The organism is Ensifer canadensis (genome assembly GCF_017488845.2).
In the GTDB taxonomy this organism is placed as follows: Bacteria; Pseudomonadota; Alphaproteobacteria; order Rhizobiales; family Rhizobiaceae; genus Ensifer; species Ensifer canadensis.
On the sequence record NZ_CP083371.1, the window covers coordinates 1,185,648 to 1,211,879 of the forward strand.

Annotated in this window: 20 protein-coding genes; 11 read left to right on the plus strand and 9 right to left on the minus strand. The window is 61.6% G+C overall.

Features of this window, described 5'->3' with window-relative positions; translation table 11 throughout:
* Positions 1-162: 162 nt before the first annotated feature.
* On the minus strand, positions 163-540 hold the full coding sequence (locus tag J3R84_RS25280; protein ID WP_107027245.1) for a hypothetical protein: 378 nt from the start codon (positions 538-540) through the stop codon (positions 163-165).
* A 182-nt stretch (positions 541-722) separates the two neighbouring features.
* Positions 723-2,450 (minus strand): phosphoethanolamine transferase, encoded by a 1,728-nt coding sequence (locus tag J3R84_RS25285; protein WP_371412253.1) that lies wholly within the window; start codon positions 2,448-2,450, stop codon positions 723-725.
* Positions 2,451-2,731: 281 nt separating this feature from the next.
* Between J3R84_RS25285 and J3R84_RS25290 the strand changes: the two genes are divergently transcribed.
* From J3R84_RS25290 to J3R84_RS25325, 8 genes are all read left to right on the plus strand, one after another.
* Entirely contained in the window at positions 2,732-3,406 is a 675-nt protein-coding gene (locus J3R84_RS25290) for a response regulator (RefSeq protein WP_025428704.1), read from the plus strand.
* Positions 3,403-4,767 (plus strand): sensor histidine kinase, encoded by a 1,365-nt coding sequence (locus tag J3R84_RS25295; RefSeq protein ID WP_107027244.1) that lies wholly within the window; start codon positions 3,403-3,405, stop codon positions 4,765-4,767. The genes J3R84_RS25290 and J3R84_RS25295 overlap by 4 nt, the downstream gene beginning before the upstream one ends.
* A 160-nt stretch (positions 4,768-4,927) precedes the next feature.
* Positions 4,928-6,091 (plus strand): HPP family protein, encoded by a 1,164-nt coding sequence (locus J3R84_RS25300; protein ID WP_107027243.1) that lies wholly within the window; start codon positions 4,928-4,930, stop codon positions 6,089-6,091.
* Between the two features lie 141 nt (positions 6,092-6,232).
* The gene (locus J3R84_RS25305) at positions 6,233-6,934 is read left to right on the plus strand and encodes a CerR family C-terminal domain-containing protein (protein WP_107027242.1); all 702 of its coding nucleotides are present in this window, start codon (positions 6,233-6,235) and stop codon (positions 6,932-6,934) included.
* Positions 6,931-7,941, plus strand: coding sequence for a secretion protein HlyD (gene hlyD / locus J3R84_RS25310; RefSeq protein WP_025428700.1), 1,011 nt, complete (start codon positions 6,931-6,933; stop codon positions 7,939-7,941). Before J3R84_RS25305 ends, hlyD begins: the two co-directional genes overlap by 4 nt.
* The gene (locus J3R84_RS25315) at positions 7,938-9,674 is read left to right on the plus strand and encodes an ATP-binding cassette domain-containing protein (protein WP_203528070.1); all 1,737 of its coding nucleotides are present in this window, start codon (positions 7,938-7,940) and stop codon (positions 9,672-9,674) included. Before hlyD ends, J3R84_RS25315 begins: the two co-directional genes overlap by 4 nt.
* Positions 9,671-10,819: an ABC transporter permease gene (locus J3R84_RS25320; protein WP_025428698.1), complete on the plus strand. Its 1,149-nt coding sequence runs from the start codon at positions 9,671-9,673 to the stop codon at positions 10,817-10,819. Before J3R84_RS25315 ends, J3R84_RS25320 begins: the two co-directional genes overlap by 4 nt.
* 1 nt (position 10,820) lies before the next feature.
* Positions 10,821-11,933, plus strand: coding sequence for an ABC transporter permease (locus tag J3R84_RS25325; protein WP_057226612.1), 1,113 nt, complete (start codon positions 10,821-10,823; stop codon positions 11,931-11,933).
* Positions 11,934-11,936: 3 nt separating this feature from the next.
* Here the strand turns inward: J3R84_RS25325 and J3R84_RS25330 are convergent, their stop codons facing one another.
* Positions 11,937-12,539: an alpha/beta hydrolase gene (locus J3R84_RS25330; RefSeq protein ID WP_025428696.1), complete on the minus strand. Its 603-nt coding sequence runs from the start codon at positions 12,537-12,539 to the stop codon at positions 11,937-11,939.
* 79 nt (positions 12,540-12,618) lie between these two features.
* The gene (locus J3R84_RS25335) at positions 12,619-13,551 is read right to left on the minus strand and encodes a VOC family protein (protein ID WP_057226614.1); all 933 of its coding nucleotides are present in this window, start codon (positions 13,549-13,551) and stop codon (positions 12,619-12,621) included.
* A gap of 250 nt (positions 13,552-13,801) precedes the next feature.
* Here J3R84_RS25335 and J3R84_RS25340 point away from each other — a divergent pair, with 250 nt between their 5' ends.
* The gene (locus J3R84_RS25340) at positions 13,802-15,628 is read left to right on the plus strand and encodes a sensor histidine kinase (protein ID WP_203528072.1); all 1,827 of its coding nucleotides are present in this window, start codon (positions 13,802-13,804) and stop codon (positions 15,626-15,628) included.
* A complete protein-coding gene (locus tag J3R84_RS25345) occupies positions 15,625-16,992 on the plus strand; it encodes a sigma-54-dependent transcriptional regulator (RefSeq protein WP_025428693.1) in 1,368 nt (455 codons plus the stop codon). Before J3R84_RS25340 ends, J3R84_RS25345 begins: the two co-directional genes overlap by 4 nt.
* Before the next feature lie 145 nt (positions 16,993-17,137).
* On the opposite strand, the gene J3R84_RS25350 is transcribed toward J3R84_RS25345, so the two are convergent.
* Genes J3R84_RS25350 through J3R84_RS25365 form a run of 4 tightly spaced genes read right to left on the minus strand, consistent with a single transcriptional unit; the run spans position 17,138 to position 22,440 of the window.
* A complete protein-coding gene (locus tag J3R84_RS25350) occupies positions 17,138-18,739 on the minus strand; it encodes an ABC transporter ATP-binding protein (protein WP_025428692.1) in 1,602 nt (533 codons plus the stop codon).
* Position 18,740: 1 nt separating this feature from the next.
* The gene (locus tag J3R84_RS25355) at positions 18,741-19,871 is read right to left on the minus strand and encodes an ABC transporter permease (protein WP_025428691.1); all 1,131 of its coding nucleotides are present in this window, start codon (positions 19,869-19,871) and stop codon (positions 18,741-18,743) included.
* Positions 19,864-20,787: an oligopeptide ABC transporter permease OppB gene (oppB, locus tag J3R84_RS25360; protein WP_025428690.1), complete on the minus strand. Its 924-nt coding sequence runs from the start codon at positions 20,785-20,787 to the stop codon at positions 19,864-19,866. The genes J3R84_RS25355 and oppB overlap by 8 nt, the downstream gene beginning before the upstream one ends.
* 54 nt (positions 20,788-20,841) lie before the next feature.
* Positions 20,842-22,440, minus strand: coding sequence for a peptide ABC transporter substrate-binding protein (locus J3R84_RS25365; RefSeq protein WP_025428689.1), 1,599 nt, complete (start codon positions 22,438-22,440; stop codon positions 20,842-20,844).
* Positions 22,441-23,192: 752 nt separating this feature from the next.
* Between J3R84_RS25365 and fba the strand changes: the two genes are divergently transcribed.
* A complete protein-coding gene (gene fba, locus J3R84_RS25370; RefSeq protein WP_053248972.1) occupies positions 23,193-24,236 on the plus strand; it encodes a class II fructose-bisphosphate aldolase in 1,044 nt (347 codons plus the stop codon).
* A gap of 201 nt (positions 24,237-24,437) precedes the next feature.
* Here the strand turns inward: fba and J3R84_RS25375 are convergent, their stop codons facing one another.
* Positions 24,438-26,231 carry an ABC transporter ATP-binding protein gene (locus J3R84_RS25375; RefSeq protein ID WP_107027235.1) on the minus strand — a complete coding sequence of 598 codons (1,794 nt, stop codon included), beginning with the start codon at positions 26,229-26,231 and terminating at the stop codon, positions 24,438-24,440.
* Position 26,232: the final 1 nt, after the last annotated feature.

A 26,232-nucleotide genomic window follows, 5' to 3' on the forward strand; every position in this document is an offset into this window, starting at 1 on the left:
GCCGCAACGGATGTTCGGCGCTTGGATGCGAGCGCCGATAGACTGCATGGATGGCAGAAACACGGCAAGGCCAGCGATGATCAAGCCGAAAAACCAGCCAAGGCGCCGGTCAAGGATGGTGCGCCATCTTGGGCTCGATTTGAACCACTGAGAACCCACTGATTAACGGCGGGAGTTTCCCTTGGCAATCGCCGAGCTGGCAATGGAGACCGGATCGCTTGCCGGGAAGGTATCTTCGAGACCTTCGTCGAGTTGTTCTTCCATGGTTTTACGGTCATGTGCAGTCCGCGCATTGGGGATCGGGCGCAGCGCGGCGGCACTTGCGCGCGGATCTGGCGTATCCTGCAATTTTTCATCGGCTCCGAGCGCGGCGGACAGAATGTCCTTTGCCCTCGTCACCGCATTCAACCTGTTCAGCGATCCTTCCGCATCCTGCGGACATGTCACCGTGACGACCTCGCCCTCGGCGCCAACGAACTCGACCGTGAAGCCGGCCTTGCCGGCGCGTTCAGCGGAAACCTGTATTCCGACGACCTGCATCAGTCTCTCCCTCTGCAAAAGCATGGATCGCCGGCGCCGATTGGCGCTGGCGTCTTTGCCACCCTTCGTTTGCATTGCCGCACTGTGGCGCAAACGAGTGGCCATTCAGGGAAGTGCGCAGATGGTTGCTTTGTTCCACCGGTCGATCAGATTTGTACCGGATCCGCGGTCGGACCGATCGTTTAGAGCGCCTTCGCACCCGGCATGATCGTTGCCGGGACAATCGGCGCCGGCAGGTCTTTTGCCGTATCGGCGGCCTGGAAGGCGGAACCGTTCGATTTGCCGGGCGGATCCTGCCGGGTGCAGTTGGCGAAGGCATCAAGCTCGCGATTATAGACCTTCGTCTCGACATCCATCATGCCAAGCACGGTGTGAAACAGGTTATCGTGCGATTTCGGCTGATCCGTCTCCTTGGCAAGGCAGCTTGTGTCGACGCCCATTGCCGCCTGATACGGTTTCGAGAACCATGTGACGAAGGGAACCTGAGTCTGCTCGCGCGGCGCGATCGCATAGGGCGCGCCGTGCAGATAGATACCGTTCTCGCCAAGGGATTCGCCGTGGTCGGACATGTAGATCATCGCGCCAGAGATGTCGTTCTGATGCTTCTCCAAGAGGCGGGCAACGCTTGCCAGCACATGGTCCGTGTAGAGGATGCTATTGTCGTAGGCGTTGGTGATTTCTTCGACTGAGCATTTCATCAGCTCAGCTGTGCGGCAATCCGGTTTGAACTTCCGGAACTTTTCCGGATAACGCAGATAGTAGGACGGGCCGTGGCTGCCGAGCTGGTGCAGCACGATAACGCTGTTCGACTTGGTCGCCGTCAGCTTCTTGTCCAGTTCGCCGAGGAAAATCTCGTCAAGGCATTCGCCATTGTTGCACAGCGGGCTGTTCTTCTGGTTCGTCATGCTGGCGAAGCTGATGAGGTCGGCAATGCCCTTGCTGCCGGTATTATTGTCCCACCAGGACACAGAAACGCCAGCGCGGGTCAGAACGTTCACGAGGTTTTCGGTCGAGCGGGCCTTCCACTCCGTATACTCGTTGCGCGGATAGACCGAGAACATGCAGGGAAGCGAGATCGCCGTTGCCGTGCCGCAGCTCGTCGTGTCGGTATAGTTGATCACGCCGAGAGATTTGAGCTCCGGATTGGTATCCCTGTCATAACCGTTGAGCGAGAAGTTCATCGCCCTGGCGGTTTCACCGGCAACGACGACCACGACAACCGGCTTGCCCGCCGCGGCGACACGCGCACCCTGCCGGGCGTCAGTGCCTAGCGGCTGAACGGCAATATTGCGCTCCTTATAGGTCGAGGATGCGTATTTTAACGCAGCGGAAACCGGCCCGGTGGGATTGAAGCGCTTCATCAGATCCTTGTGCTCGCGAATGACATAGGCAACGCTTGCAAAATCCGAATAGATCAGCCCGCCGCTGACGAGCAGGCAGGGAATGACAATGGCAAGAGTGGTTGCTGTCTTGGGCAGGACCCGCTGGTGGCGTACCTTGACCCAGACCACGAACAGTGAAGGAACGACAGCATAGAGAAACAGATGCAGCACCAAGCTGCCGGTCAACAGATGGCTCGCCTCGGCCTGCGTCGTCACGGCAGCGTTGCCGATCATGTCCTTGTCGATGATTACACCGAAGTAATCGATGAAATAGGCAGCCGCCGCGGAAGCGACTATGAGAAAGATCAACACCGGCTTCATGATGTACTTGGCCGACGCCAGCATCATACCCGCGAAGGTCGTAAGCGCCAGTGCGGTCCCAAAGGACAGAAGCGACAGCCGTGAATGATCGAAATAGACCGCGGCATGCGTCCAGAAGGAATTATTGGTGATAGCGAGCAAATAAACGCTGACGATCGCACTGAGCGCAATGCTGCCGAGCTCTGGCCGGCGGATTTTCGTGACCATCAAAACAGTCTTCTCCTGCTGCGACTGCCGGGCCGATTTTGCTTTACGGCCGATGCTGTCGCGGGCATCCAGTAGAGGCGAAGGCCACGTCATGCGGGCTCGCCGGTTCGACTGCAGCCTGCCTCTGCTCTGTCGAGATACGCCCCATAAGCTGTCGAAACCCCGTCAAGATTGCTCATTGCCTCTGCGACACCCGCTTTGGTTGGCGTGCGCGGGGGAGTTGGCAGCCCTTGAGAAAGCCCATATGGTCGAACGAAGAATGGTCATGCCGAGACGACTCGATGCGCCTGCTCCTGGTTGAAGACAGTCCGCGACTGGTAGAACTGGTCGGAGAGACCATGCGCGATGCGGGCTGGCGGCTCGACGCCGTTTCGAGCGTTTCGGACGCTGAAGCGGCAATCGCGGCTCAGGAACACGACCTGATTCTGCTTGACCTCGGCCTGCCGGATGGCGATGGCCTGACACTGCTGCGCCGCGTTCGCCAGGAGTATCCGGGGCTGCCCGTCTTGATCATCACGGCGCGAGGATCGGTCGATGAGCGCATTGCCGGACTGGATGCCGGCGCCGACGACTATCTGGTCAAGCCCTTTCATCACCGGGAGCTCTTGTCGCGTTGCCGCGCGATGTTGCGGCGCAATCCGCAAGCGGTGCAGCCGGTTCTCGAGGCAGGCGCCCTACGCTACGACCCTGCGACCGCGGACCTGACATGTGATGGCATTGTAGTACCGCTGCCGCCGCGCGAACGCTCGCTGATCGAAATCCTGATGCGCGAGGTCGGCCGGGTCGTTCCGAAGCGCAGGCTGGAAACCGCACTTTCGGAATATGGCCAGGAGATTAGCCCCAATGCGCTGGAGTTGGCCGTTTCCAGGGTGCGCAAACGGCTGCAGGTCTACGAGACCGGCATCCAGATCGAGACCGTACGCGGGATCGGCTATCTGCTCAGGCGGGCCTTATGAAGCACTCGTCGCTGATCGGCATCGTTGCCCGCCGCATCGTGGCGTTCTCGCTGCTCGCCATGGCAATCCAGATCGGCGTCGTCTTTGCAGATTACTGGTTCGACGACGACAAGCTCAGCGTTCTCATGCTGCAACAGGAGACGGAGGCTCTTTCGCGTGCCATCCACGTCCGCGACGGCGTTGTAAGTTTCGAACCGGATCGCGAACTGAGGGAACGCTATATCGACCGCCATGATCGCGATGGCTCGATCTTCCTCAGGGTCCGAACGGAGACGGGTACGCCGCTCTATTCAAACTGCACGACGGAATGCGCCGAGCATTTTCTTCCAATGAGCATCGACGCGCCGAATTTTTGGAAACGCGAAATTCAACCAGGCAAACCGTTCAGCGTCGCCGGCGGACAAACCTTCGAGCGTGCCGGGGCGACTGTCCTGGTCGAACTGGCGATCCTCAGGGACCCGAACGGCTTCATGTACGGCGCACTGCTGCACGAGATGTTCGATTCCATGATCGTGCCGATGACGTTGATGTTCTGCCTCGTCATCGGCGCGACGATCTGGTCGATCCGCAGCGCATTGAAACCGGTGGCCATGGCGGCTGCGGCGGCAGATCGGTTGGATCCCCGCGATAGCGGTGCTCGGCTGCCACTCACCCGCATGCCCGAGGAGATCGCTCGCCTGATCAGTGCCGTCAACCGCATGCTGGCGCGGGTCGCCGACCTGGTCCAATCCCAGAAACTGTTCTCCTCCTCCATAGCGCACGAGATCCGCACCCCCGTTTCGATCGCAAAAATGGAACTCAGCCACATCAACGACCCTCGCGCCCGCAATGCCGAACGTGACCTCGATGCCCTCACGCATATTCTCGAGCAGCTGACCTCGCTCGCCCGGGCCGATGCCGTCGATCCTTCGGCCTATCAATCGGCCAGCCTCTCGCAGATCGGTGCGAGCCTCGCAGAGGCGATCGCGCCCTTTGTCTTTGACCACGACAAATCGCTGGAATTCGTCGACGAAGGAACGCCTGCGGTCACGGTTATCCCGGCGCTCGTCGAAAACATGCTGCGCAACCTGATCGAGAATGCGGTCAAGCATAATCCAACGGGCACCCGCATTGTGCTGACCTGCGGCCCTGGCGCGATCGTCAGCGTCGAGGACAACGGCAAGGGGCTCGTCGATCTTCCGGAACATCACGAAGATCTCGGCTATATCAAGCGTACGGGACAGCTCGGCCTCGGCCTGAAAATCGTCCAGCGCATCAGTGAGCTGCATGACGCCCCGATCGCCTTCGAGACCGCATCGGATCAAGGCACGAAGATTACCATCGACTTCTCTGCCGCCCGATCGGATGGGTCGCAGACCTGACGACCGATACGCGGGAGGCCGAGGCCCGCGATGCTTCCGACGCAGGCGCCGTGCATATATTTTAATCCATCGCGTTTTTTTGGATGTGGATTTCCTGCCCAATTCTCCGTCATGTGCTATTGGGCTGGGCAATTAGTCATTCTGCCGCCCGCGAGTTGCCATGTCGAAGGCCAGTGCCTATCTCAAGCGTTTCATCCCATCGCTCGTCCCCGTCAGCCATATGGAGCGGCTGCGCGCGTCGCTTGGCGCGCTTGTCGGCATTCTCCTGACCGGCCTCGTCAGCACTCTGGCACTTGGTGCCGATGCCAATCTGCCCCTGCTGATCGCGCCGATGGGCGCTTCCGCGGTCCTGCTGTTCGCCGCGCCGTCCAGTCCGTTGGCGCAGCCCTGGTCCATCCTCGGCGGCAACATCGTGTCGTCGCTGATCGGCGTCACCTGCGCACTTCTCATTCCGGAACCGGTGGTCGCGGCGGCCGTTGCCGTTGGACTTGCGATCGCCATCATGCTGTTGCTCGGCTGCCTTCATCCGCCGAGCGGCGCGGTCGCCCTGACCGCCGTGCTTGGCGGCACATCGATACATGAGGCCGGCTACTGGTTCGTGCTGTCGCCGGTCGCGATCAATTCCGCGCTCATCCTCGTCGTCGCGCTGTTGTTCAACAACGCCACCGGCCGCCGTTATCCGCACCTAGCGCCCGCCGGCAATACGCACCGCACCGATGACCCGCCGCCCATGCAGCGTCTCGGCATCGTGCCGGAAGATTTGCAGGCGGTGCTGGCGCAATATGGCGAAGTTGTCGATATCAGCCCGGACGAACTCGATGCGCTCATTCATCAGGCGCAGATCCGCGCGTTCAATCGGCGCTCGGGCGAAATCACCTGCGGCGAAGTCATGTCACGCGACGTGGCGACGGCGACGCCGGAAACCTCACTGCGCAAAGCCTGGCAGACATTGCTCGAGCACGACATCAAGGCCCTGCCGGTGGTCACGGAAAAAGAAGGCCTCGTCGGCATCGTCACCCAGACCGACTTCATCAAGCATACGATGCTGGCACAGCACGGCGGCCTCGGGCAGCGCCTCGGCAACGTCATCGGATTCGGCCCGAAGCCACCACGGCTGGTTTCCGAGATCATGACGCGTCGCGTCCAATCGGCACTGCCGGAAACGATGATCGCCAAGCTCGTCCCGCCGATGGCTGACATGGGCCTGCACCACATGCCTGTTGTCGACGCCGACAACCGATTGGTCGGCATCATCACGCAATCCGATCTGATCGCCGCCCTTTTCCAGCGAAGGCTGGAAAATGACGAGCGCGACGTCGCGTAGTCTCGCACTTTAGCGTTGGGCCTTTCGAGGGCGACACTGCCAAGCCATCTTCTAGAAAAATGGCGCGCGATCCGTCGGCTTGCTTTTATGCAAATTCATTCGATTGACTTAATCACTCGAATGCCGCAATGTGCGCAGGTGATGAAAAACAAAAACTCCCAGCCCACACCAAAACCCGATCGCGGCGACCTCACCAAAGAGAAGCTACTTTCGACCTCGATCGACGTCTTTGGACGCTATGGCTTTGACGGGGCAAGTACTCGAAAACTCGCAGATGCGGCCGGCGTCAACCTGCAGGCGATCCCCTACTACTTCGGCGGTAAGGAAGGCCTCTACATCGCCGCAGCCGAGCATCTGGCGGCGATCATCGGCGGACATGTCGCCGATCTGCGAACCGTGATCCTGGAACGCCTTGCACGGCTTGATGCGGAAGGTGGCGCCATGAGCCCAACGGAGGCACGCGCCTTGCTGACGCAGATGGCCCAGCGCATGGTCGGCCTGTTCGTCAGCCGGCAGTCCGAGAGCTGGGCCCGGTTCATCATCCGCGAGCAGATGGAGCCGACGGAAGCCTTCGCACGGGTTTACGAAAACATCATGGGGCCGATGATCGGCATTGCCGGCCGACTGGTCGGCGCGATCCTTGGTGAGGACCCGGCATCGGAGCAGGTCCGGCTGAAGACGCTGTCTTTCGTCGGCAGCATCCTCGTCTTCCGCATGGCGCATGCCGCACTGCTACGGCAGATGCGGTGGGAGGCCGTCGGCCCCGCCGAACTGGAGATGCTGCAGCGCCATGCCGCCGGCCTCGTCGAAGCGCTCGGAGAGAATGGGGAGCGCCGCCCATGAACCGGAAAGTACTCATCCCGGTCGTCCTCCTCGCCGGAGCAGTCGCTGCCGGCTGGTGGTTCGAGCTACCCTTGCGGCTTGGATGGACCGAACAGCGCTCGGCCTCAGTGCTTTACGGCAATGTCGATATCAGGCAGGTGTCTCTCGGCTTTCGCGTGAGCGGGCGCATCGACAAGCTTGCTGTCGACGAAGGAGATCCAGTCAAGACGGGCGATATCCTCGGCAGCCTCGACGCCACGCCTTTTCAACAGGCGGTCGACGCGGCCGAGGCGGACCTCGGTGCGCTGCGCGCCAATCTTGAAAAGCTGAAAGCCGGTGCACGCAAGACCGAGATCGCTCAGGCGCGCGCCGCCCACGAGGAGCGTCTCGCCGATCTCCAGAATGCCGAGCTCGCCTATAAGCGCGCCCGACAATTGCGGCCGAATGGCACGATTTCGCAAGCGAATCTCGACGAAGCAAGCGCCGCTCGCGCCGCGGCGGCCGCTCGCGCCACCTCCGCCCGCGAAGCACTTGCACTGCTTGAGGAAGGAAGTCGGGTCGAAGACATCGCGGCTGCCACCGCACAGGTGCAGGCTGCCGAAGCCAAGCTTGCCAGCGCGCGCACTTCGCTTTCCGATACGCAGTTGCTGGCGCCAAGCGACGGCATCGTGCTTTCCCGTGTACGCGAGCCCGGCGCGATGATTGCGCCAGCAGATACCGCCTATGTGCTTTCGCTGAATGAGCCCGTCTGGGTTCGCGCCTACGTCGCCGAACCCGACCTTGGCCGTGTGCATCCCGGCATGAAAGTCGAGATCGTCTCGGATACGGCCCCGGACCGGCCCTATGAGGCAACGGTAGGCTTTATTTCTCCGGTTGCCGAATTCACGCCGAAGTCGGTCGAAACGCCGGAACTGCGCACCGATCTCGTCTACCGCCTGCGTATCGTGGTAACCAAACCGGGAGAGGATCTGCGCCAGGGGATGCCCGTCACCGTACGTCTGCCACCGGCTGAAGGGCGCGTGCCATGACCGACGAACCCTTCGTTCGGATCTCCGGCGTGGTAAAGCGCTTTGGCGAGCGCGCGCCCGCGCTCGATCATATCGACGGGGAAATTCTCGGCGGTCGCATCACCGGCCTGGTCGGCCCCGACGGTGCGGGAAAAACCACCCTGATCCGGTTGATGACCGGCCTGATGCTGCCCGACGAGGGCACGGTGGACGTGCTGGGCTTCGACACCGCGAAGGATCCCGCCAGCATTCAGGCGTCCATAGGCTATATGCCGCAGCGCTTCGGCCTTTATGAAGATCTGAGCGTGCAGGAAAACCTCGATCTCTATGCGGACCTGCGCGGCCTTCCGCTCGCCGAACGCACTGCGACATACGACGAGTTGCTCGAATTCACCGACCTCAAGCGCTTTACGTCGCGCTTGGCGGGCAAGCTTTCCGGTGGCATGAAGCAGAAGCTCGGGCTTGCCTGCGCGTTGCTCCGCAAACCACGCCTGCTGCTGCTCGATGAGCCGGGCGTCGGCGTTGACCCGATTTCCCGACGTGACCTCTGGAAGATGGTCGAAAACCTGACGGCCTCCGGCATCGGCGTTGTCTGGTCCACGGCCTATCTCGACGAGGCGGAGGCCTGCGACGGGGTGTTGCTGCTGAACGAGGGCAAGCTGCTTTTTGCCGGCGCGCCCGCCGAGTTGACGGGGCGCGTCGCCGATCGTGTCTTCAAGATTTCCGGCATCACGGGACGCCGCCGCGAGGCGCTTGCGCGATATCTCGACGAAGACGGCGTCGTCGACGGTGTCATCCAGGGGGAAGCCATCCGCCTTGTCATGGCATCAGGGGTAGCCCCGCCATCGGCATCGCCAGAGAAGAACGACACCGCGCCGCAAGCGACGGTGACGCCGCCGCGTTTCGAAGATGCATTCATCGACATGCTCGGCGGCGGTCCCGGCGGCCGCTCGAAACTGGCCGAGGCGCAGACGCCGTTTACGAACGAGAACGGCAGGCCAGTGATCGAGGCCCATGGCCTGACAAAGCGCTTTGGCGATTTCACCGCTGCCGACGACATCACCTTCGAGATTCCACGTGGCCAGATTTTTGGACTTCTCGGGCCCAATGGCGCCGGAAAATCGACGACGTTCAAGATGCTCTGTGGACTGTTGAAGCCGAGCGCCGGCGAAGGACGCGTCGCCGGCTTCGACCTGCGCCGCGACGCCGCCGAAGCGCGCAACCGCCTTGGCTACATGGCTCAAAAATTCTCGCTCTACGGCGATCTCAGCGTCGCGCAGAACCTGAATTTCTTTGCCGGTGTCTATGGCCTGTCCGGCGAGCGCAAGCGGGAGCGGACGCGATTGATGGTCGAGATTTTCGGTTTCGGCCGTCTGCTCGACATGTCCGCCAAGGACCTGCCGCTCGGCCTCAAGCAACGCCTTGCCCTTGCCTGCGCCGTTTTGCACGAACCGGAAGCGCTGTTCCTTGACGAGCCTACCTCGGGCGTCGATCCAATCACCCGTCGCGAGTTCTGGACCCACATCAATGGCCTCGTCGAAAAGGGCGTGACGGTGCTGGTCACCACCCACTTCATGGACGAGGCAGAGTATTGTGATCGGATCTCGCTCATCTATCGCGGGCGCTCGATCGCGCTCGGCTCGCCGGACGACCTGAAGAAGCAGGTGGCCGATGCGGCCAACCCCGACCCGACGATGGAAGACGCCTTTATCGCCCTGGTGCAGGGGTCTGAAGAAAAACGGGCCGCGGCATGAATACCTCGGCACAAATCGAAACGCCGACGACCGGACGCGGACGCCGCTTTGCAGCACTTGTGCGCAAGGAGAGCTACCAGATCGTCCGCGATCCGAGCAGCATCCTCATCGCCTTCGTCCTGCCGCTGATCCTCTTGTTCCTGTTCGGCTATGGCGTATCCCTCGATACCACGCAAACGCGCATCGGCCTGGTGGTGGAGCAGGAGATGCCCCTGACGCGCGATCTCGCCGCAGGCTTTCAGGCATCGCGCTACTTCTCCGTCAGTCTCGGCCGTGACCGTCGCGATTTCGAAGACGATCTCGTGCTCGGGCGTATCCGTGGGATCGTCATCATCCCTGCCCGCTTTGCCGCCGATCATGCCGCCGGACGACACCCGGCATTGCAGGTTCTCGTCGATGGCTCGGATCCGAACACCGCCAACTTCGTGCAGAACTATGCCCAGGCTACAGTCGCCAACTGGGAGCGCCAACGGCTCGAGGAGGATGCCGGCCGGCCGCCGGCAATCTCCGCGGAGCAACGGTTCTGGTTCAACCCGGAGCTGACGAGCCGGAACTTCCTCGTGCCCGGCTCGATCGCCATCGTCATGACCCTCGTCGGCACGCTTTTGACCTCACTGGTCGTCGCGCGCGAGTGGGAGCGCGGCACGATGGAGGCGATGATGGCAACGCCCGTATCGGCAGCGGAGCTGCTCGCCGGCAAGCTGTTGCCCTATTTCCTGCTCGGGCTGGCGTCGATGACGCTTTGCGTGCTCCTGGCCGTCTTTCTCTTCGGCGTACCGTTTCGAGGCTCCGTTGCAGCCCTCTACGCGCTTTCGGCGACGTTCCTGATGCCGGCGCTCGGCCAAGGCCTGCTGATTTCCGCGGCCACCAAGAACCAGTTCCTGGCCTCGCAGCTTGCGCTGATCTCGGCCTTCCTGCCGGCCTTTCTGCTGTCTGGATTCCTGTTCGAGATAAACTCCATGCCGACTGTCATCCAATGGATCACCTTCATCGTGCCGGCCCGTTATCTCATACCGAGCCTGCAGACGGTGTTTCTGGCAGGCGACATCTGGCCGATGTTCCTGCAGGCGATCGCCGTCATGCTGCTGATCGGCTGCGTGTTTTTCGCGCTCGCGGCCCGAAGCACCCGCAAGAGGATTGGTTGACATGTGGTGGACCCGGCTCAAGGCGTTGATCGTCAAGGAACTGCTGGCAGTGCTGCGCGACCCGAAGGGCCGCGCAATCCTGATCGGACCGCCGATCGTGCAGCTTCTGGTGTTTTCCTATGCGGCCACGCTCGAGGTGACCAATGTCGACGTCATGGTTCTCAATCGCGACAACGGCCATTGGGGACAAGAACTGGTCGAACGGATCGACGGCTCCCCGACGTTTCGAAGCATTGCGTTCACCGATGATCAGCATGAAGTTCGCGACGCCATCGACAGGCAACGCACTATTGCCGCCCTGGAGATCGGCCCAACCTTCTCGCGCGACATAGAAGCTGGCCGACCGGCCGAGGTCCAGATCATTCTCGACGGGCGTCGGTCGAATGCGTCCCAGATCGTCTCCGGCTATCTCGGACGCATCGTCGGCACGCTCGCCGCCGATACGCCGGCCGGCAAGCGCGTGTCGTCCGAGGCGATCACGGTCGTGGCGCGGAACTGGTTCAACCCCAACCTCACCTATCAATGGTTCATGGTGCCCAATCTCGTTGCCAGCATCGCGCTGTTAATCGGGCTGATCGTCACTGCGCTCTCGATCGCGCGCGAACGGGAGCTTGGCACCTTCGACCAGTTGATGGTGTCGCCGTTGCGCACCCATGAGATCCTGATCGGCAAGCTGATCCCGCCGATGATGATCGGGCTGTTCCACATCACGGTCTATATTCTCGCCGCCGTCTTCATCTTCGGCGTGCCGCTGCGCGGCTCGCTGTTCCTGCTCTACGGCAGCGCAGTGTTCTATCTCGCCGCCGTTGTCGGCCTCGGCCTGTTCATTTCCGCATTGTCGATGACGCAGCAGCAGGCGATCCTCGGCGCCTTCCTGTTCATGGTGCCGGCGATGTTGCTCTCGGGCTTCGCCACACCGATCGAAAATATGCCCGCCTGGCTGCAGCCGGTCACGCTTGTCAATCCGTTGCGCTATTTCCTGGTGATCGTGAAGGGCGTGTTCCTGAAGGACATTCCGCTGGCCGAGGTCGTGCGTCAGACGATTCCGCTCTGCGTCATCGCCCTTGTCACGCTCTCGGCCGCTTCATGGCTGTTCCGCCGCCGGCTGGAATGAATATCAACCCTTGATGAAACGCTCGATTGCGGAGATTTCATTCTGGCGGATGTCGTGCCCACCGGCATGCCATTCGATCTCGGTGGCGGTGCCCTGCGCCTTGAAATAGTCCGCCAATGCCTGCGTCTGAGGCGCCGGGCAAATCGGATCGCGCTCCCCGGCCGTGATCAGAACTTGACGCCCCGCGAGCGCTGCATTGTCTCTGGGGCGGAACGGGATTAGCGGATGCATCAGGATAGCCTTGTCGAATAGGCCGTTCTCGATCAGCACGTTGGCAAGAATGTTCGCGCCGTTCGAATAGCCGAGCCCAATGACCTCGGATGCCTGGTGTTCGCCTGCGACGGCCCTGACGAATTCGGCCATCTTTTTCGTTGCCCGCGACAAGTCCGCCATGTCATAGACACCTTCGCCGGTCCGCTTGAAGAAGCGGGCAGCGCCATGCTCCGACACGTCGCCACGCGGCGAAATGATCGTCGCTTCCGGCATCAACTGGGTGCCGAAGGTGAAGAACTGGTTTTCGTCGCCACCTGTGCCGTGGAAGACGAAGAAGATCGGATTGCCGGGCTCGCCGGCCTTCAGTTTATGGACGTAGCCGTGATCGGCCATGGAAAGTCTCCTTGTTGCTTGCCGGATATAGCATCGGCGGCTGAGCGTCGCCCGCCGCCGTGCGCTTCAGCCAATAGATTTAGGCTTCCAGCTTCTGCAGATGGTTTTCGAGAACCGGACGCAGGTGCTTGTGCTGTTGCGGCAGCTTCAGCGCATCGCCGAGATGGGCCAGATCCTCATCACGGTTGAAGCCCGGCTCGTTGGTGGCGATCTCGAACAAGACCCCGCCCGGCGTGCGGAAGTAGATGGCCCAGAAGTAATCGCGGTCGATCACCGGGGTGACCTGGTAGCCGGTGTCCATCAGCGCCTTGCGGACTTCGAGCTGCTTTTCGCGATTGTCGACGGCAAAGGCGATGTGATGAACGGAACCCGCACCCTGAGCGGCACGGTTGAGGTTCGGCATGGTCTCAAGGTCGATCAGGCCCGCGCCGTTGCCATCAGGCATGATCAGGCGGGTGACGCCGTCCTTACGGTCCAGCTCCTCGTAGCCCATGAACTTCAGAAGTTCCGCTGTCGCCCCTTCGTCGCGCAGCCGCATTGCGGCCGAATGGAAGCCGTGGATTGCATGGTCCTGCGAAACGCCGCCATCCGTCCAAGGCGCCCGCGGATCGTCGCGCACTTCGACCAGCGCAAAGCCGTCGCCATCAGGGCCTGCAAAGTTCAAACGCTTTTCACCGAAGGTCTCTTCATCCTTGAGCCCGCTGACGCCGAGGCTCGACAGCCGCTCGCGCCAGAAGCCGAGTGCGCCCTCGGGAACGGAAAAGACGGTGGTCCCGACTTCGCCCGTGCCGGCACGTCCGCGCGGCATCTGCGGGAAAGGAAAATAGGTCATCACCGTGCCGGGCGTGCCGGCTTCATCACCGTAGTAGAGATGATAGACGTCGGGGGAATCGAAGTTCACCGTCTTCTTGACGCGGCGCATGCCCAGTGTCTTCGTGAAGAACTGATTGTTGGTGAAGGCGTCGTCCGCCATCGATGTAACGTGATGCAGGCCCTTGATCTGATTGAGCATTGCCGTGATCCTTTCTCTGCCCGCCAAGACCGGGCTTTGTTATGACGCATAGATGCGCCCATCCGGATCGTTGCGAAAGACGGCCGCGACCAAACGCATTGTCAACATACCGTTGACGACTGGAGAAAATCGTTGAACGAATAGCGAGCAGACGATCCGTGCCTTGTGGGTGGATCGGCTGCTGCTTAAGATCGGCATCGGCCACATTGTGGCTGTCGGGAACGTGCGGGAGGAGGAGCCCAGACATTCCGTGAAATACCGCCTGGTTGTTGCTGTCATCCTGCTGCCGCTGGCGGTTGCCGCGCTTGCCTGGCAAGGCAATGTTGTGGCCACGCGCAGCTATCTCGATGAAGCATCGGCGCAGGCAAATACGGCACTGAGGCTCGCAGTGGCGGCCCTCGATGGTCACCTCAACCGCTACCAGGCTCTGCCCGCTTTGATCGCCGACCACGACGACATCCGTGAACTTGCGACACGACCGCGCGACCGCCCGCTGAGAGAGGCCGTGAACGCCTATCTCAAAGATATCAATGCACTTCTCAACTCATCCGATATCTATGTGATCACGCCGGACGGCGACACGATTGCTGCCAGCAACTATGACGGTCCGACGAGCTTCGTCGGGCAGAATTTCAGCTATCGCCCCTATTTTCAGGAAGCCCTGCGCGGGCAGCAATCCCGCTTCTACGCACTCGGCACGACATCGTTGAAACGCGGCTACTATTTCGGCTCGCCAATCCGCGTGGGTGACGACATTCGCGGCGTCATCGTCTTCAAGGTGGATATCGAGAGCATCGAGGCATCCTGGCAGGGAGGCGAATACAAGATCTTCGTTTCCGACCCGGAAGGCATCATTTTCATGTCCGGCACGCCGGAATGGCTCTATGCGTCAGTCCTGCCGCTGACCCCGGAGCGGCTTGCACGCACGGAGACATCAAGGCGCTATGCCAATGCCACCTTGCGCGCACTGCCTGTCGCGCGCACCAGCCTCACTGATCACGACCTGATGACGATCGCGTCCAGCGACACTAGCCGGGAGTACCTGCTACTGTCGCAATACATGGCCGATGCCGACTGGACTGTGAATGTGCTGACCGACACGGCATCCGTCCGCACCCAGGCGCTGACCACCGTCATCGCTGCCCTTCTGCTTCTATGCCTCACCGGCCTTGCCGCCGCCATTCTCTGGCAGCGCCGCTCCCGCCTCAACGAGCGCATCTCGATGCAGGCGGAAGCCCAGGCCGAACTCGAGCGACGCGTCGACGAACGCACCGCGGACCTTGCGCGCGTCAACGTGCAGATCGAGGAAGAAGTCGCCGAACGGCGCCAGACCGAGCAACAATTGCGTCGGACCCAGGCGGACCTCATCCAGGCGGGTAAGCTCGCCGGCCTCGGCCAGATGTCAGCGGCGCTTTCGCACGAATTCAACCAGCCACTGGCGGCGGCAAAAACCTATGCCGACAGCGCAGCCTTGCTGATCGAGCGTGGGCGGGCCGAAGAGGCGAGTGACAACATCCGGCGCATCTCCGGCCTGGTCGACCGCATGGCGGCAATCAGCCGGCATCTGCGCAATTTTGCCCGCAAGCCCAACGAGAAGCTGGGGCCGGTGTTGATCGAGGATGTCGTGCGCGACACGATGGAGATCGTCGCCGTCAGGCTGAAGGCGGCTGCGGCCGACATCGACATCGACCTTGGTCCAGCGCCGCTGGTAGTGCGCGCCGGTTCTGTCCGTCTGCAACAGGTGCTGGTCAATGTCATCTCCAACGCAGCCGATGCGGTCGAGGGGCTGGACGATCGCCACATCCGGCTTCGCGCCTGGAGCGACGGCGACAAGGTCGTGCTCGCGGTCAGCGACCGCGGTCCCGGCGTACCTGCGGCGATCGCCGAGCGCATCTACGACCCATTCTTTTCGACCAAAGGCGTCGGCAAGGGACTAGGCCTTGGCCTGTCCATTTCCTACAACATCGTCAAGGACTTCGGCGGCAGCCTGACTGCCACGAACCTTGCCGAAGGCGGTGCGGAATTCCGCATCGAACTTCCCGTCGCCAATGAGCAGGGCCAGGAGGCCGCCGAATGATCGAGAGCCGCGTCCTGCTTGTCGATGACGAAGAGGAGTTGCGCCATTCGAGTGCGCAGGCGCTGGAACTCGCCGGCTTCCGCGTCGATACCTTCGCGAGCGCAGAACACGCCCTGGAGTTCATCGGCTTCAGCTTTCCCGGTGTCGTCATCAGCGACATCCGGATGCCGGGCATGGACGGGATGACATTCCTGCAGCGCATCCGCGAGATCGACGTCGAGGTGCCGGTGATCCTTGTCACCGGCCATGGCGACGTTCAACTGGCCGTGCGTGCCATGCGCGAAGGCGCCTATGATTTCGTCGAAAAGCCCTTCACCGCACAGATGCTTGCCGGCACCATTCGCCGCGCGCTCGACTGGCGCGCACTGGTACTCGAAAACCGGCGGCTCAAGGCGGTGGCCGGCAAGCGCGACGACATTGAACAACGCCTGCCCGGCCGCAGTCAGGTCATGGTCGATCTGCGCTATCGGGTCCGCGCAATCGGCGCCTCTGATGCCGACACCTTGATCATCGGCGACACCGGCGTCGGCAAGGAGGTCGTGGCCCGCACCCTGCACGATCTGAGCGGCCGGGCAAACAATCCCTTCATCGCCATCAACTGTGCAGCCCTGCCCGAAAACCTGATCGAGAGCGAGCTTTTCGGACATGAGCCAGGCGCGTTTCCCGGCGCGATCCGTCCACGCTACGGCAAGTTCGAACATGGGCGCGGCGGCACCATCCTGCTCGACGAGATCGGCTCGATGCCGATCGATCTGCAGGCCAAGTTTCTGCGCGTCCTGCAGGAGCGCGTGATCACGCGGCTCGGCTCCAACGAGGTGGTGCCGCTGGATGTACGCTTCATCGCTACCAACAAGGTCGATCTCGAGCAGGAGGTGGCCGCCGGCCGCTTCCGGCCTGACCTTCTCTATCGCCTCAATGTCGCGACGCTGCGCGTGCCGCCGCTGACGCAGCGTCGTGCCGACATTCCGCTCTTGTTCCTGCAGCTCGTACGGGAATCCGCGGCTCGTTACGGCCGCGATGAAGTCGAGGTATCGCAGAACCTGCTGGCCGAGATGGCGGAACGCAACTGGCCGGGCAACGTGCGCGAATTGCGTAACGCCGCCGAAAGGCTGGTTCTTGGGCTCGATACAGCCTCGAACGAAATCAACTCGTCCGAGCCGAACAGCGGCCGTTTGGCCGACAAGGTCGCAGCGTTTGAGAAGGGGCTGATTGCCAATGCCATAGCCACCTACGGCGGCGCCCTGAAGCCCGTATACGAGTCGCTCGGCATCTCACGGAAAACGCTCTACGAGAAGATGCAGAAATTTGGCCTCGACAAGAAGCTCGTTGCGACGGACATGTCTGGCGAAAGCGACGGGCGGTAACGTCGGCGACCACGCGGCGACGCCGGACGTCATGCGCATGGTGTCCCCGCAATACCGCGTACCCGCGACACTGCTGCGCCCAACCCAAAACGAGAACAGGGGCGCGGATGCCGCGCCCCTGCAAAGCCCTGGTAAGGGTTCCGCCTTAAACGTTGAAGGCCGCACCGATGAGCGTCTTGGTGTAAGGCTCCTTCGGTGCAGTGAAGATCCCGTCGGTATCGGCTTCCTCGACGATCTTGCCGTTCTTCATCACGATCACGTAGTCCGACATTGCCTTCACCACCGACAGATCGTGGCTGATGAAGATGTAGGACAGGCCGTGCGAGCGCTGCAGATCGCGCAGCAGCTCGATAACCTGGCCCTGGACGGAGCGGTCGAGCGCCGATGTCGGCTCGTCGAGAATAACCACCTTCGGCTTCAGGATCATGGCACGCGCGATCGCGATGCGCTGCCGCTGACCACCCGAAAACTCGTGCGGATAGCGGTTGCGCGAGGCCGGATCGAGCCCGACCTCCTTCAACGCTTCGATGGCACGACGGTCGCGATCGGCACGGCTAAGCGAGGGCTCGTGCACGTGCAGGCCTTCCGTGATGATTTCACCGACGGTCCTGCGCGGAGACAGCGAGCCATAGGGATCCTGGAACACCAATTGCAGCGCACGCCGTAGCGGGCGCATCTGGCCGCGGTCGAAGCCGGAGATGTCGGTCGTGCCGAAGCGGTAATAGCCGCTGCTCGGCAAAAGCCGCAGCAAAGCACGCCCAAGCGTCGACTTGCCGGAGCCGGATTCACCGACAACGCCGATCGTCTGGCCCTCGCGAAGCCGCAGGTTGACCTTGTCGACCGCGCGGAAGACGGCATTGCCGCGGGTGAAAAACCCACCGCCGATCGCGTAGTCGACACAGACGTCCCGACCTTCAAGGATGATCGGTGCGCTGTCCGCCGGAGGTGCCTTGCGGCCGCTCGGCTCTGCCGCGAGCAGCATCTTCGTATAGTCGGCCTGCGGCCGCTCGAAGATGTCTGCGGTCGTTCCCTGCTCCACCACTTCGCCGCGGCGCATTACCGCGACGCGTTCGGCAAAGTGCTTGACGATGCCGAGATCGTGCGTGATCAGCACGATCGCCATGCCGAAGCGCTTCTGCAACGACTTCAGGAGATCGAGGATCTGAGCCTGGATCGTCACGTCAAGCGCTGTCGTCGGCTCGTCGGCGATCAAAAGGTCAGGCTCGTTGGCGAGCGCCATCGCAATCATCACGCGTTGACGCTGGCCGCCCGAAAGCTCGTGCGGATAGCTGTCGATGCGTCGACCCGGCTCGGGGATGCCGACCAGTTCGAGCAGTTCCAGCACGCGCTTGCGCGCCTGCTTGAACGTGCCGCCGCGGTGGTGCACGATCGGTTCGGCGATCTGCCGGCCGATCGTGTAGAGCGGGTCGAGCGAGGTCATCGGCTCCTGGAAGATCATCGTGATCTTGGAACCGCGCACGCCGTTGAGCGCCTTGGGCGAAAGACCCACCAGCTCCTGACCGCGATAGCGGGCAGAACCGGTAACGGTGCCGTTCTTGGCGAGCAGTCCCATGATGCCCATCATGGTCTGGCTTTTGCCCGAGCCGGACTCGCCGACAACAGCAAGAGTCTCGCCCGTACGCACGTCGAGATCGATACCCTTGACCGCTTCGACCGTCCCGTCAGGCGTCGAGAAGTTCACCTTGAGGCCGCGAACGGCCAGGATGGTTTCGTTTGTGTCAGCCATGTCAGCGGTCCTTCGGGTCGAGCGCATCGCGCAGGCCGTCGCCGACGAAGTTCAACGAGAACAGCGTCAGAACAAAGAAGATGGCCGGGAAGATCAGCAGCCAGGGCGCCGACTGGATGTTGTTGGCACCTTCCGAAATCAACGCTCCCCAGCTCGTCAGCGGCGCCTGAACGCCAAGGCCGAGGAACGAGAGGAAGCTCTCGAGCAGGATCACCTTCGGCACGACGACGGTGACGAAAACGATGACAGGACCGATGGTGTTCGGAATGATGTGCCGGCGGATGATCTGCCAGTCCGTCAGGCCGAGCGCCTGGGCTGCACCGACAAACTCCCGCCGTTTCAGCGCCAGCGTCTGGCCGCGCACGATACGGGCCATATCCAGCCATTCGACCGCGCCGATCACCAGGAAGATCAGGATGAACGAGCGTCCGAAGAAGACCACGAGCACGACAACGAGGAAGACGAAGGGCAGAGAATACATGATCTCCACCAGTCGCATCATGACGTTGTCGACGCGGCCGCCGATGTAACCCGACGTCGCGCCGTAGACGACGCCGATGCCGAGCGACACGAGACTTGCCAAGAGACCGACGGCAATCGAGATCTGGCCGCCGAGCATGACGCGCACCAGCAGATCGCGGCCGTTCGAATCGGTGCCGAACGGGAAATACTCGCGATTGACCTGACCGGTCACCTTGAGAGTACGACCCTCGTCCTCAGTTGCCACGACCTGAGTGTCACGGAACTCGTTGGCACGATCGAAGTAGCGCGTCGCGCGGGCATCGATCGGCTGCTCCGAGGTGATCGTCGCGGTGAAGGTCTCACCGTCGATGTTGAACTCCTTGAGCGTGACGCGGGCGCGTGTTGCGATCCCTTCCATCACCCCTTGCAGGGTGGACGTGTCAGGGCGCGGCTCGAGGCTTGGTCCGATATTCACGTAGGACGGGAACACCTGGTCGTAGGTATGCGGCGAAAACAGTGGCCCGAGGAACGAGAATACTGCGATGAGGGCCAGCATGACGCAGCCGGCCATGGCAGCGCGGTTGCGCTTGAAGCGCATGGCCGCCAGCTGGAAGAGGCTGCGCCCCTTGGTTTCCGGCGTTACCGCCGGCGTCTGGACGACATCAGTCATGGCGAACCCTCGGATCGAGCAGGCCGTAGAGAATGTCGACCAAAAGATTGAAAACGATAACGAAGATGGCGACGAGAATGACCGTGCCCATCACCAGCGTATAGTCGCGGTTGATCGCCCCGAGGACGAAGTAGCGGCCGACGCCCGGAATGGTAAAGATCGTCTCGACCACAGCCGAACCGGTGAGCAATGCCGCCGCGCAAGGTGCGAGGTAGGAGACAACCGGCAGCATCGCGCCGCGCATGGCGTGGGTGATGACGACTGTCCTTGCCGGAAGGCCGTAGGCCTTGGCCGTTCGGATATGGTCGGTGTGCAGCGCCTCGATCATCGAACCGCGGGTAAGCCGCGCGAAGACCGCGAGCTGCGGCAGTGCGAGCGCGATCATCGGCAGGATCAGGAAGCGCAACGAACCGTCACCCCAACCGCCGGCCGGCAGCCAGGCCAGGACGATGGCGAAGACCAGCGTCAAGACAGGACCAACGACGAAATTCGGTACGGTGACGCCGAGCGTCGAGACCGACATGATCGTGAAGTCGAGGATGCTGTTTTGCCGGAGTGCAGCGATCGTACCGGCGGTAACGCCGCCGATCACGGCAAACAGCAGTGCGTACAGGCCGAGCTCCATCGAATAGGGCAAGCCCTTGCCGATCAACTGCGCGACGTTGTTATCCTTGTAGATATAGCTCGGGCCAAAGTCGCCGGTCACCGCATTGCTGAGATAGTGAACGTATTGGCGCCACAGGGGCTGATCGAGCTGATAGGTCGCCATCAGGTTCGCCATTGTTTGTGGCGGAAGAGGACGCTCGAGGTTGAAGGGGCCGCCAGGGGCAAACCGCATCAGGAAAAAGGAAATGGTGACGACAATAAACAAGGTCGGCACCGCACTCGCCAATCGGCGAAGGATGAAGGAAATCATTGACGTGCTCCGGAGGCGACGCGCGGCATTTTCACCGCGCGTCGTCCCTGTTCGTTATTCGGCGACGCTCAGGAACCGGCTCAAGTGCTGGTTCGGCGAGTTGTCCTGCCAGCCCTTGACGCGGTCGGAAACCAGCCACAGGTCGGCCTGGGTCAGAAGCGGAGCGATCGGCTGTTCCTTCATCAGCAGAGCTTCAGCTTCATGCAGCAGCTTGGAGCGAGCTGCCGGATCCTGCTCCTCGTAAGACTTCTTCATCAGCGCGTCGAATTCAGCGTTTTCGAAGTGGCCGTAGTTGAAGGTCTTGTTGGAGCTAAGGCTGAGAGCGAGGAAGTTCTCGGCGTCGGCGTAGTCGGCAACCCAGCCGGCGCGCGCAACGTTGAACTTGCCGCCTTCCTGCAGGTAGGCATAGTGCGAGGACACGTCGAGGTTCACCAGCGACACCTTGGCGCCGAAGGTGTTCTTCCACATGTCGGCAACGGCCGTTGCAACACGCTCGTGGTTCGGGTTGGTGTTGTAGCGCAGCTCGATTTCGAGCGGCTTGCCACCTTCGCCGTAACCGGCTTCCTTCATCAGAGCCAGTGCCTTGTCTTCGCGATCGAGCTGCGACAGGGTGCCGAACTCGGCCTTGGACGGATCACCGTAGCTCTCGATGCCCGGGGGCACCATCGAGTAGGCCGGCAGCTGCGAGCCGGCGTAGATTTCCTTGGCGAGGAAGTCGCGATCGACTGCCATCGACAGGGCCTGACGAACGCGAACGTCGCTATAGGGCTCCTGGCGGGTATCGAAGGCGTAGTAGTAGGTCGCGAGCGTCGGCGAAACATGAACCTGTTCGCCATGGGACTTGCGCAGACGATCGAGCTGATCGGCCGAGAAGTTGTAGGCGAGATCCATTTCCTTCGCTTCGAAGCGGCGAACCGAGGCGGCCTGGTCGTCGATCGGGTAGAAGATGACCTTGTCGAGCTTGACGTTGGCGGCATCCCAGTAGTTGGGGTTCTTGACGGCGGTCAGGCTGTCGTTCGGAACGTGCGCGGCGAGCGTGAATGCACCGTTCGAAACCATGACGCCCGGCTTGACGAAGTCCGCGCCATTCTTTTCGACGCTTGCCTTGCTGACCGGAAGTGCCGTCTGGTGCGCCAGCAGCTCGAGGAAGAACGGGGTCGGGCGCTCAAGCGTGATTTCGAGCGTCTTGTCGTCGACAGCCTTCATGCCGAGCTGGTCGGTCGGCAGTTCACCCTTGTTGACCTTTTCGGCGTTCTTGATCGGGAAGAGAATGTTGGCGTAGCCGGCCGCGACCTTCGGGTCTTCGACACGGCGGAACGAGAAGACGAAATCTTCTGCAGTCAACGGTGAACCGTCGGACCACTTCGCGTCAGCGCGCAGCTTGAAGGTATAGACCGTACCGTCGTCCGAAAGCTCCCACGTTTCGGCTGCACCCGGGACGATCTTGCCCGAGGCGTCATAGATCGTCAGGCCTTCGTAGAGATCCTTGAGGATGAACTCTTCGATGTTGATCGACGTATGGGCCTGGTCCAGCGTCTGCGGCTCACCGGCGTTGCCACGATGCAGGACAGCTTCGGCAAGAGCCGGGCTTGCTCCGATGAGCAACGAGCCGATCAGCGCGGCGGCGCTTAGGTTGAGTTTCAGTGATGCCATTTTGTTTCTCTCCTTCCCCTTTTTTGGGTTTGTGATCGCAGGAGAGAAGTGCAAATCTTTCTCGAACGCAAGGCGGATTCTGCAACCTGCTGCATCTTTATCTATAGAGTTGTAATTTTACGAAATCACAGGTTGTATTTCGTTTGCGGTCCTTTTCGTCGTTTTTGCGACGCAGGTGTGACAACCGGGCGGCAATCCACGCGTTTTTACTGCAACGTTTTAGATGCTGGCGCCGCTCTGTCCCCAGAACGGCAAGAATCGGCCCTGATGCAAATTTCGTGAATTCAAGGCGCAGTTTACGTAATGTGCGGAAAGAAACAGAGCCTTTGCCGCAATCTTCTTGCAAAGCGTTCACTCAGCAGCGACACTGTGTTTCCCTATAGGTGTTTTCTGTCTCGGTGCAACCCGCCATCAGCACGCGGAAAAGTGGTATTGACCTTCCCCGACCCACTCATCCGTGGCGCACCACTAGAAAGCGAAACGGTTAGATCCGCTGTGTTGCATCCAGTCCACAGTAAAATCGATTGAAGCGGCTTCGGTGCCCCTCGCAGGCTGCCTCTTGACCGTTGCCAAACCACTTTGATGAACTATTGTGCGCCAGACTTCGGTGGGCGCGACCATTTCGCACGCGTTGTCACGTCGCACGACAATCCGGCCATCGACTTTGCGTCGATGCAAGCACGTGCGGCACTACGCCGGACCATTTTTCGTGGCGCACAAGGCTGTGCCGAAACACTAAAGGGAGATATCGAATGGCATTGATCACATTGCGGCAACTGCTCGACCATGCGGCGGAGAACGACTACGCGCTGCCGGCGTTCAATGTGAACAATCTCGAATACATTCAGGCCGTCATGCGCGCTGCTGACGCCACTGATTCCCCCGTCATCCTGCAGGCAAGCCGCGGTGCTCGCTCCTATGCGGGCGATGCGTTCCTGCGCCATCTCATCCTTGGTGCGGCGGAAGAATATCCGCACATTCCCGTTTGTCTGCATCTCGATCACGGCGACCAGCCGTCGACCTGCATTTCGGCGATCACCAACGGCTTCACCTCCGTCATGATGGACGGTTCGCTGGAAAAGGACGGCAAGACCGTCGCCAGCTATGAATACAATGTCGCGGTCACCGCCGAAGTCGTGAAGATCGCCCATGCGGCCGGCGTTTCCGTTGAAGGCGAACTTGGCTGCCTCGGCAACCTGGAAACCGGCGCTGGCGACAAGGAAGACGGCCACGGCTTCGAAGGCAAGCTGTCGCGCGAGGAGCTGCTCACCGATCCGGAACAGGCCTTCGACTTCGTCACCAAGACCGGCGTCGATGCGCTGGCCGTTGCCATCGGCACGAGCCATGGCGCCTACAAGTTCACCCGCGAGCCGGATGGCGAGATCCTGTCGATCGAGACGATCGCAAAGATCAACAAGCGCCTGCCGAACACCCACCTCGTCATGCACGGCTCGTCCTCGGTTCCGAAGGATCTGCAGGACCTGTTCAACACCTATGGCGGCAAGATGAAGCCGACCTGGGGCGTTCCGGTGTCGGAAATCCAGAAGGCGATCCCGCTCGGCGTGCGCAAGGTCAACATCGACACCGACCTGCGTCTGGCCATGACCGGAACGATCCGCAAGAACTTCGCTGAAAACCCGGAGAATTTCGACCCGCGCACCTACCTAAAGCCAGCAACGGCTCTCATGACCGAAGTTTGCAGGGAGCGTTTCGAAGCCTTCCGCACCGCCGGCAAGGCATCGAAGATCCGCACCCTGCGCTTGCCGGAGATGGCAAAGCGCTACGCAGCCGCCTGATCCGCGAACCGGCCGCCCCTCTTCCCAATGGAACGACGGGAACGGGGGTGGCCTGTTCGAGCGCTTGGCGACAGACAACAGTCGGCGCGCGGCCCGTGATCAAGCGGCCGCGCGCCGATTTCGTTTCGATCGCGATGGCTGGTTCGGCGAGCGGACGCCAGGCCAGCGATATCCAAGTACTCACTCGGCCCCAGCGCTCATTCAGGCGCGGCGCTCGCCCGCCGCTTCGTGCTCGTAAAGCTGATCCATGCTCAAGGTGGCCACGTCAGCGAAAGGCGCCTGGCTTTTCACCCGGCCACCGCCGAGGATGACGACCTCGTCGCAAAATGAAATCGTGCTGCGGTGATGACTGATGACGATGGTCGTGCGGTGCCCGGCCCTCGATTTCAGCGTCTCGACGATGGCAGCTTCGGACAGGCCGTCGACCGCGTTGGTGGCTTCGTCCAGGATCAGGATCTCGGGGTCGCGCACGAGGGCTCTGGCCAGGGCAACCCGCTGCCGCTGCCCCGCCGAGAGGCTGGCGCCTCTGTATCCGACGACGGTTTGATAACCCTGCGGCAGGCTTTCGATGAAGCCGTGTGCTTCGGCCATCCTGGCCGCGTGCTCCACTTCTGCGGTCGTCGCCTCCCGGCCATAGGTGATGTTCTCCAGGATCGTACCATCCACCAATTCCAGGTCCTGGCTGGCGAGCGCGATCTGGTTCCGCCACTGAACCGGGTCTATCCGGTTCAGGGGGATACCATCGACGAGGATCTGCCCCTCGTCCGGTTCGACGAAGCGGCATAACAGATTGACGATCGTGGTTTTCCCGGCACCGGACCGGCCGATGACCGCCGTCGAGCGGCCGCCACGGATATTGAATGTCGCGGCATGCAGCACCACGGCACGCGAGCCAGAACTCGGATATCGGAAGGTCACCCGATCAAATCTCAGCTGCTGTCGCAGACAATCGAATGGCTCCCTCCCCTCGGGTGGCTTTGGCTTGTCGGATGCGTCCAACAGCCACCGCACCTCCTCCAATGAGCCGCTCCAGCCCTGGATCTGGCTCCAGGACAATTGCAGCGCACGCACGTGCGGCTGCAATCGATAGAGCAGGACCACGAAGGCAACGATGACGGGAAAGCTGACGCCGACAGACCAGGCGGCGACAACAACAGCCAGGAAGAGGGCGGAGTGGAGCGTCTCGGTGAGTGGCGGCAGCACGCCCTGACGGGCCTGTAGCGAGAACCCGGCGCGTCTGACCGCATCCGACGCCGTATCGAACACGGCCTTCTCCCGCGCCTCCTGGCCGAATATCCGTATCAAACGACCGGCATGAACAAGATGGAGCATTCGAGCCGCAAGCTCGCTGTTAAAGGAGGTGACTTCTCGGCTCGGCCCCTTGAGGGTTGCAGACAGGACGTAGTGCACGAGCTGGACGAGAACGAGGCCGAGCGCCACGAACAGCGTCATCTGCCAGGACAGAAGTAGGAGGAATGCCAGGAGAATGACGGCGGCCGAGCCATTCACGACCGCCGCAAGGACGGTCTGGATTGCATCGGAGGCCCGCCAGGACTCATTTGAAATGATGTTGAGCAGGCGCCCCGGATTCTCCTTCATGAAAAAGGGATAGCCGACCCGCAGGAGCTGACCCGACAGGGCGCTGCGGATCGAGTGTCCTGCCTTGCCGTTGATGAAGGTCGCGAGCACGGTGTTGGCAAAGGCGATGACGTTCTTGAGCGCGATCAAGGCAAAAGCCGCGCCTGCGATGACAATCAGCCGCTCGCCGTCGTCCAGCCCCGACCCGACCTGTTGGAACAGCGAGGAGACGCCGTTCAATGCCGCTGGATCCTGATCGCCGGCAATGATGCCCAGCATGGGGATGATGAGGCCGATACCGACGCCCTCGAGTGCTGCGCTGCAAAGGCCGAGAATCACCACGGCCGGAAGCAGACGCATTTGTCCGCCGAGCGCATCGCGCAATAGCTGCAGGCCCGGCAAGAAGATTCTGAACATG

Coding starts and splice junctions, on each gene's coding strand:
- J3R84_RS25280 (WP_107027245.1), bottom strand. CDS start 540: ATGCAGGTCGTCGGAATACAGGTTTCCGCTGAACGCGCCGGCAAGGCC.
- J3R84_RS25290 (WP_025428704.1), top strand. CDS start 2,732: ATGCGCCTGCTCCTGGTTGAAGACAGTCCGCGACTGGTAGAACTGGTC.
- J3R84_RS25335 (WP_057226614.1), bottom strand. CDS start 13,551: ATGCTCAATCAGATCAAGGGCCTGCATCACGTTACATCGATGGCGGAC.
- J3R84_RS25325 (WP_057226612.1), top strand. CDS start 10,821: ATGTGGTGGACCCGGCTCAAGGCGTTGATCGTCAAGGAACTGCTGGCA.
- J3R84_RS25365 (WP_025428689.1), bottom strand. CDS start 22,440: ATGGCATCACTGAAACTCAACCTAAGCGCCGCCGCGCTGATCGGCTCG.
- J3R84_RS25350 (WP_025428692.1), bottom strand. CDS start 18,739: ATGGCTGACACAAACGAAACCATCCTGGCCGTTCGCGGCCTCAAGGTG.
- J3R84_RS25375 (WP_107027235.1), bottom strand. CDS start 26,231: ATGTTCAGAATCTTCTTGCCGGGCCTGCAGCTATTGCGCGATGCGCTC.
- J3R84_RS25315 (WP_203528070.1), top strand. CDS start 7,938: ATGACCGACGAACCCTTCGTTCGGATCTCCGGCGTGGTAAAGCGCTTT.
- J3R84_RS25285 (WP_371412253.1), bottom strand. CDS start 2,450: ATGGTCACGAAAATCCGCCGGCCAGAGCTCGGCAGCATTGCGCTCAGT.
- J3R84_RS25295 (WP_107027244.1), top strand. CDS start 3,403: ATGAAGCACTCGTCGCTGATCGGCATCGTTGCCCGCCGCATCGTGGCG.
- J3R84_RS25320 (WP_025428698.1), top strand. CDS start 9,671: ATGAATACCTCGGCACAAATCGAAACGCCGACGACCGGACGCGGACGC.
- J3R84_RS25300 (WP_107027243.1), top strand. CDS start 4,928: ATGTCGAAGGCCAGTGCCTATCTCAAGCGTTTCATCCCATCGCTCGTC.
- J3R84_RS25330 (WP_025428696.1), bottom strand. CDS start 12,539: ATGGCCGATCACGGCTACGTCCATAAACTGAAGGCCGGCGAGCCCGGC.
- J3R84_RS25355 (WP_025428691.1), bottom strand. CDS start 19,871: ATGACTGATGTCGTCCAGACGCCGGCGGTAACGCCGGAAACCAAGGGG.
- oppB (WP_025428690.1), bottom strand. CDS start 20,787: ATGATTTCCTTCATCCTTCGCCGATTGGCGAGTGCGGTGCCGACCTTG.
- J3R84_RS25305 (WP_107027242.1), top strand. CDS start 6,233: ATGAAAAACAAAAACTCCCAGCCCACACCAAAACCCGATCGCGGCGAC.
- hlyD (WP_025428700.1), top strand. CDS start 6,931: ATGAACCGGAAAGTACTCATCCCGGTCGTCCTCCTCGCCGGAGCAGTC.
- J3R84_RS25345 (WP_025428693.1), top strand. CDS start 15,625: ATGATCGAGAGCCGCGTCCTGCTTGTCGATGACGAAGAGGAGTTGCGC.
- fba (WP_053248972.1), top strand. CDS start 23,193: ATGGCATTGATCACATTGCGGCAACTGCTCGACCATGCGGCGGAGAAC.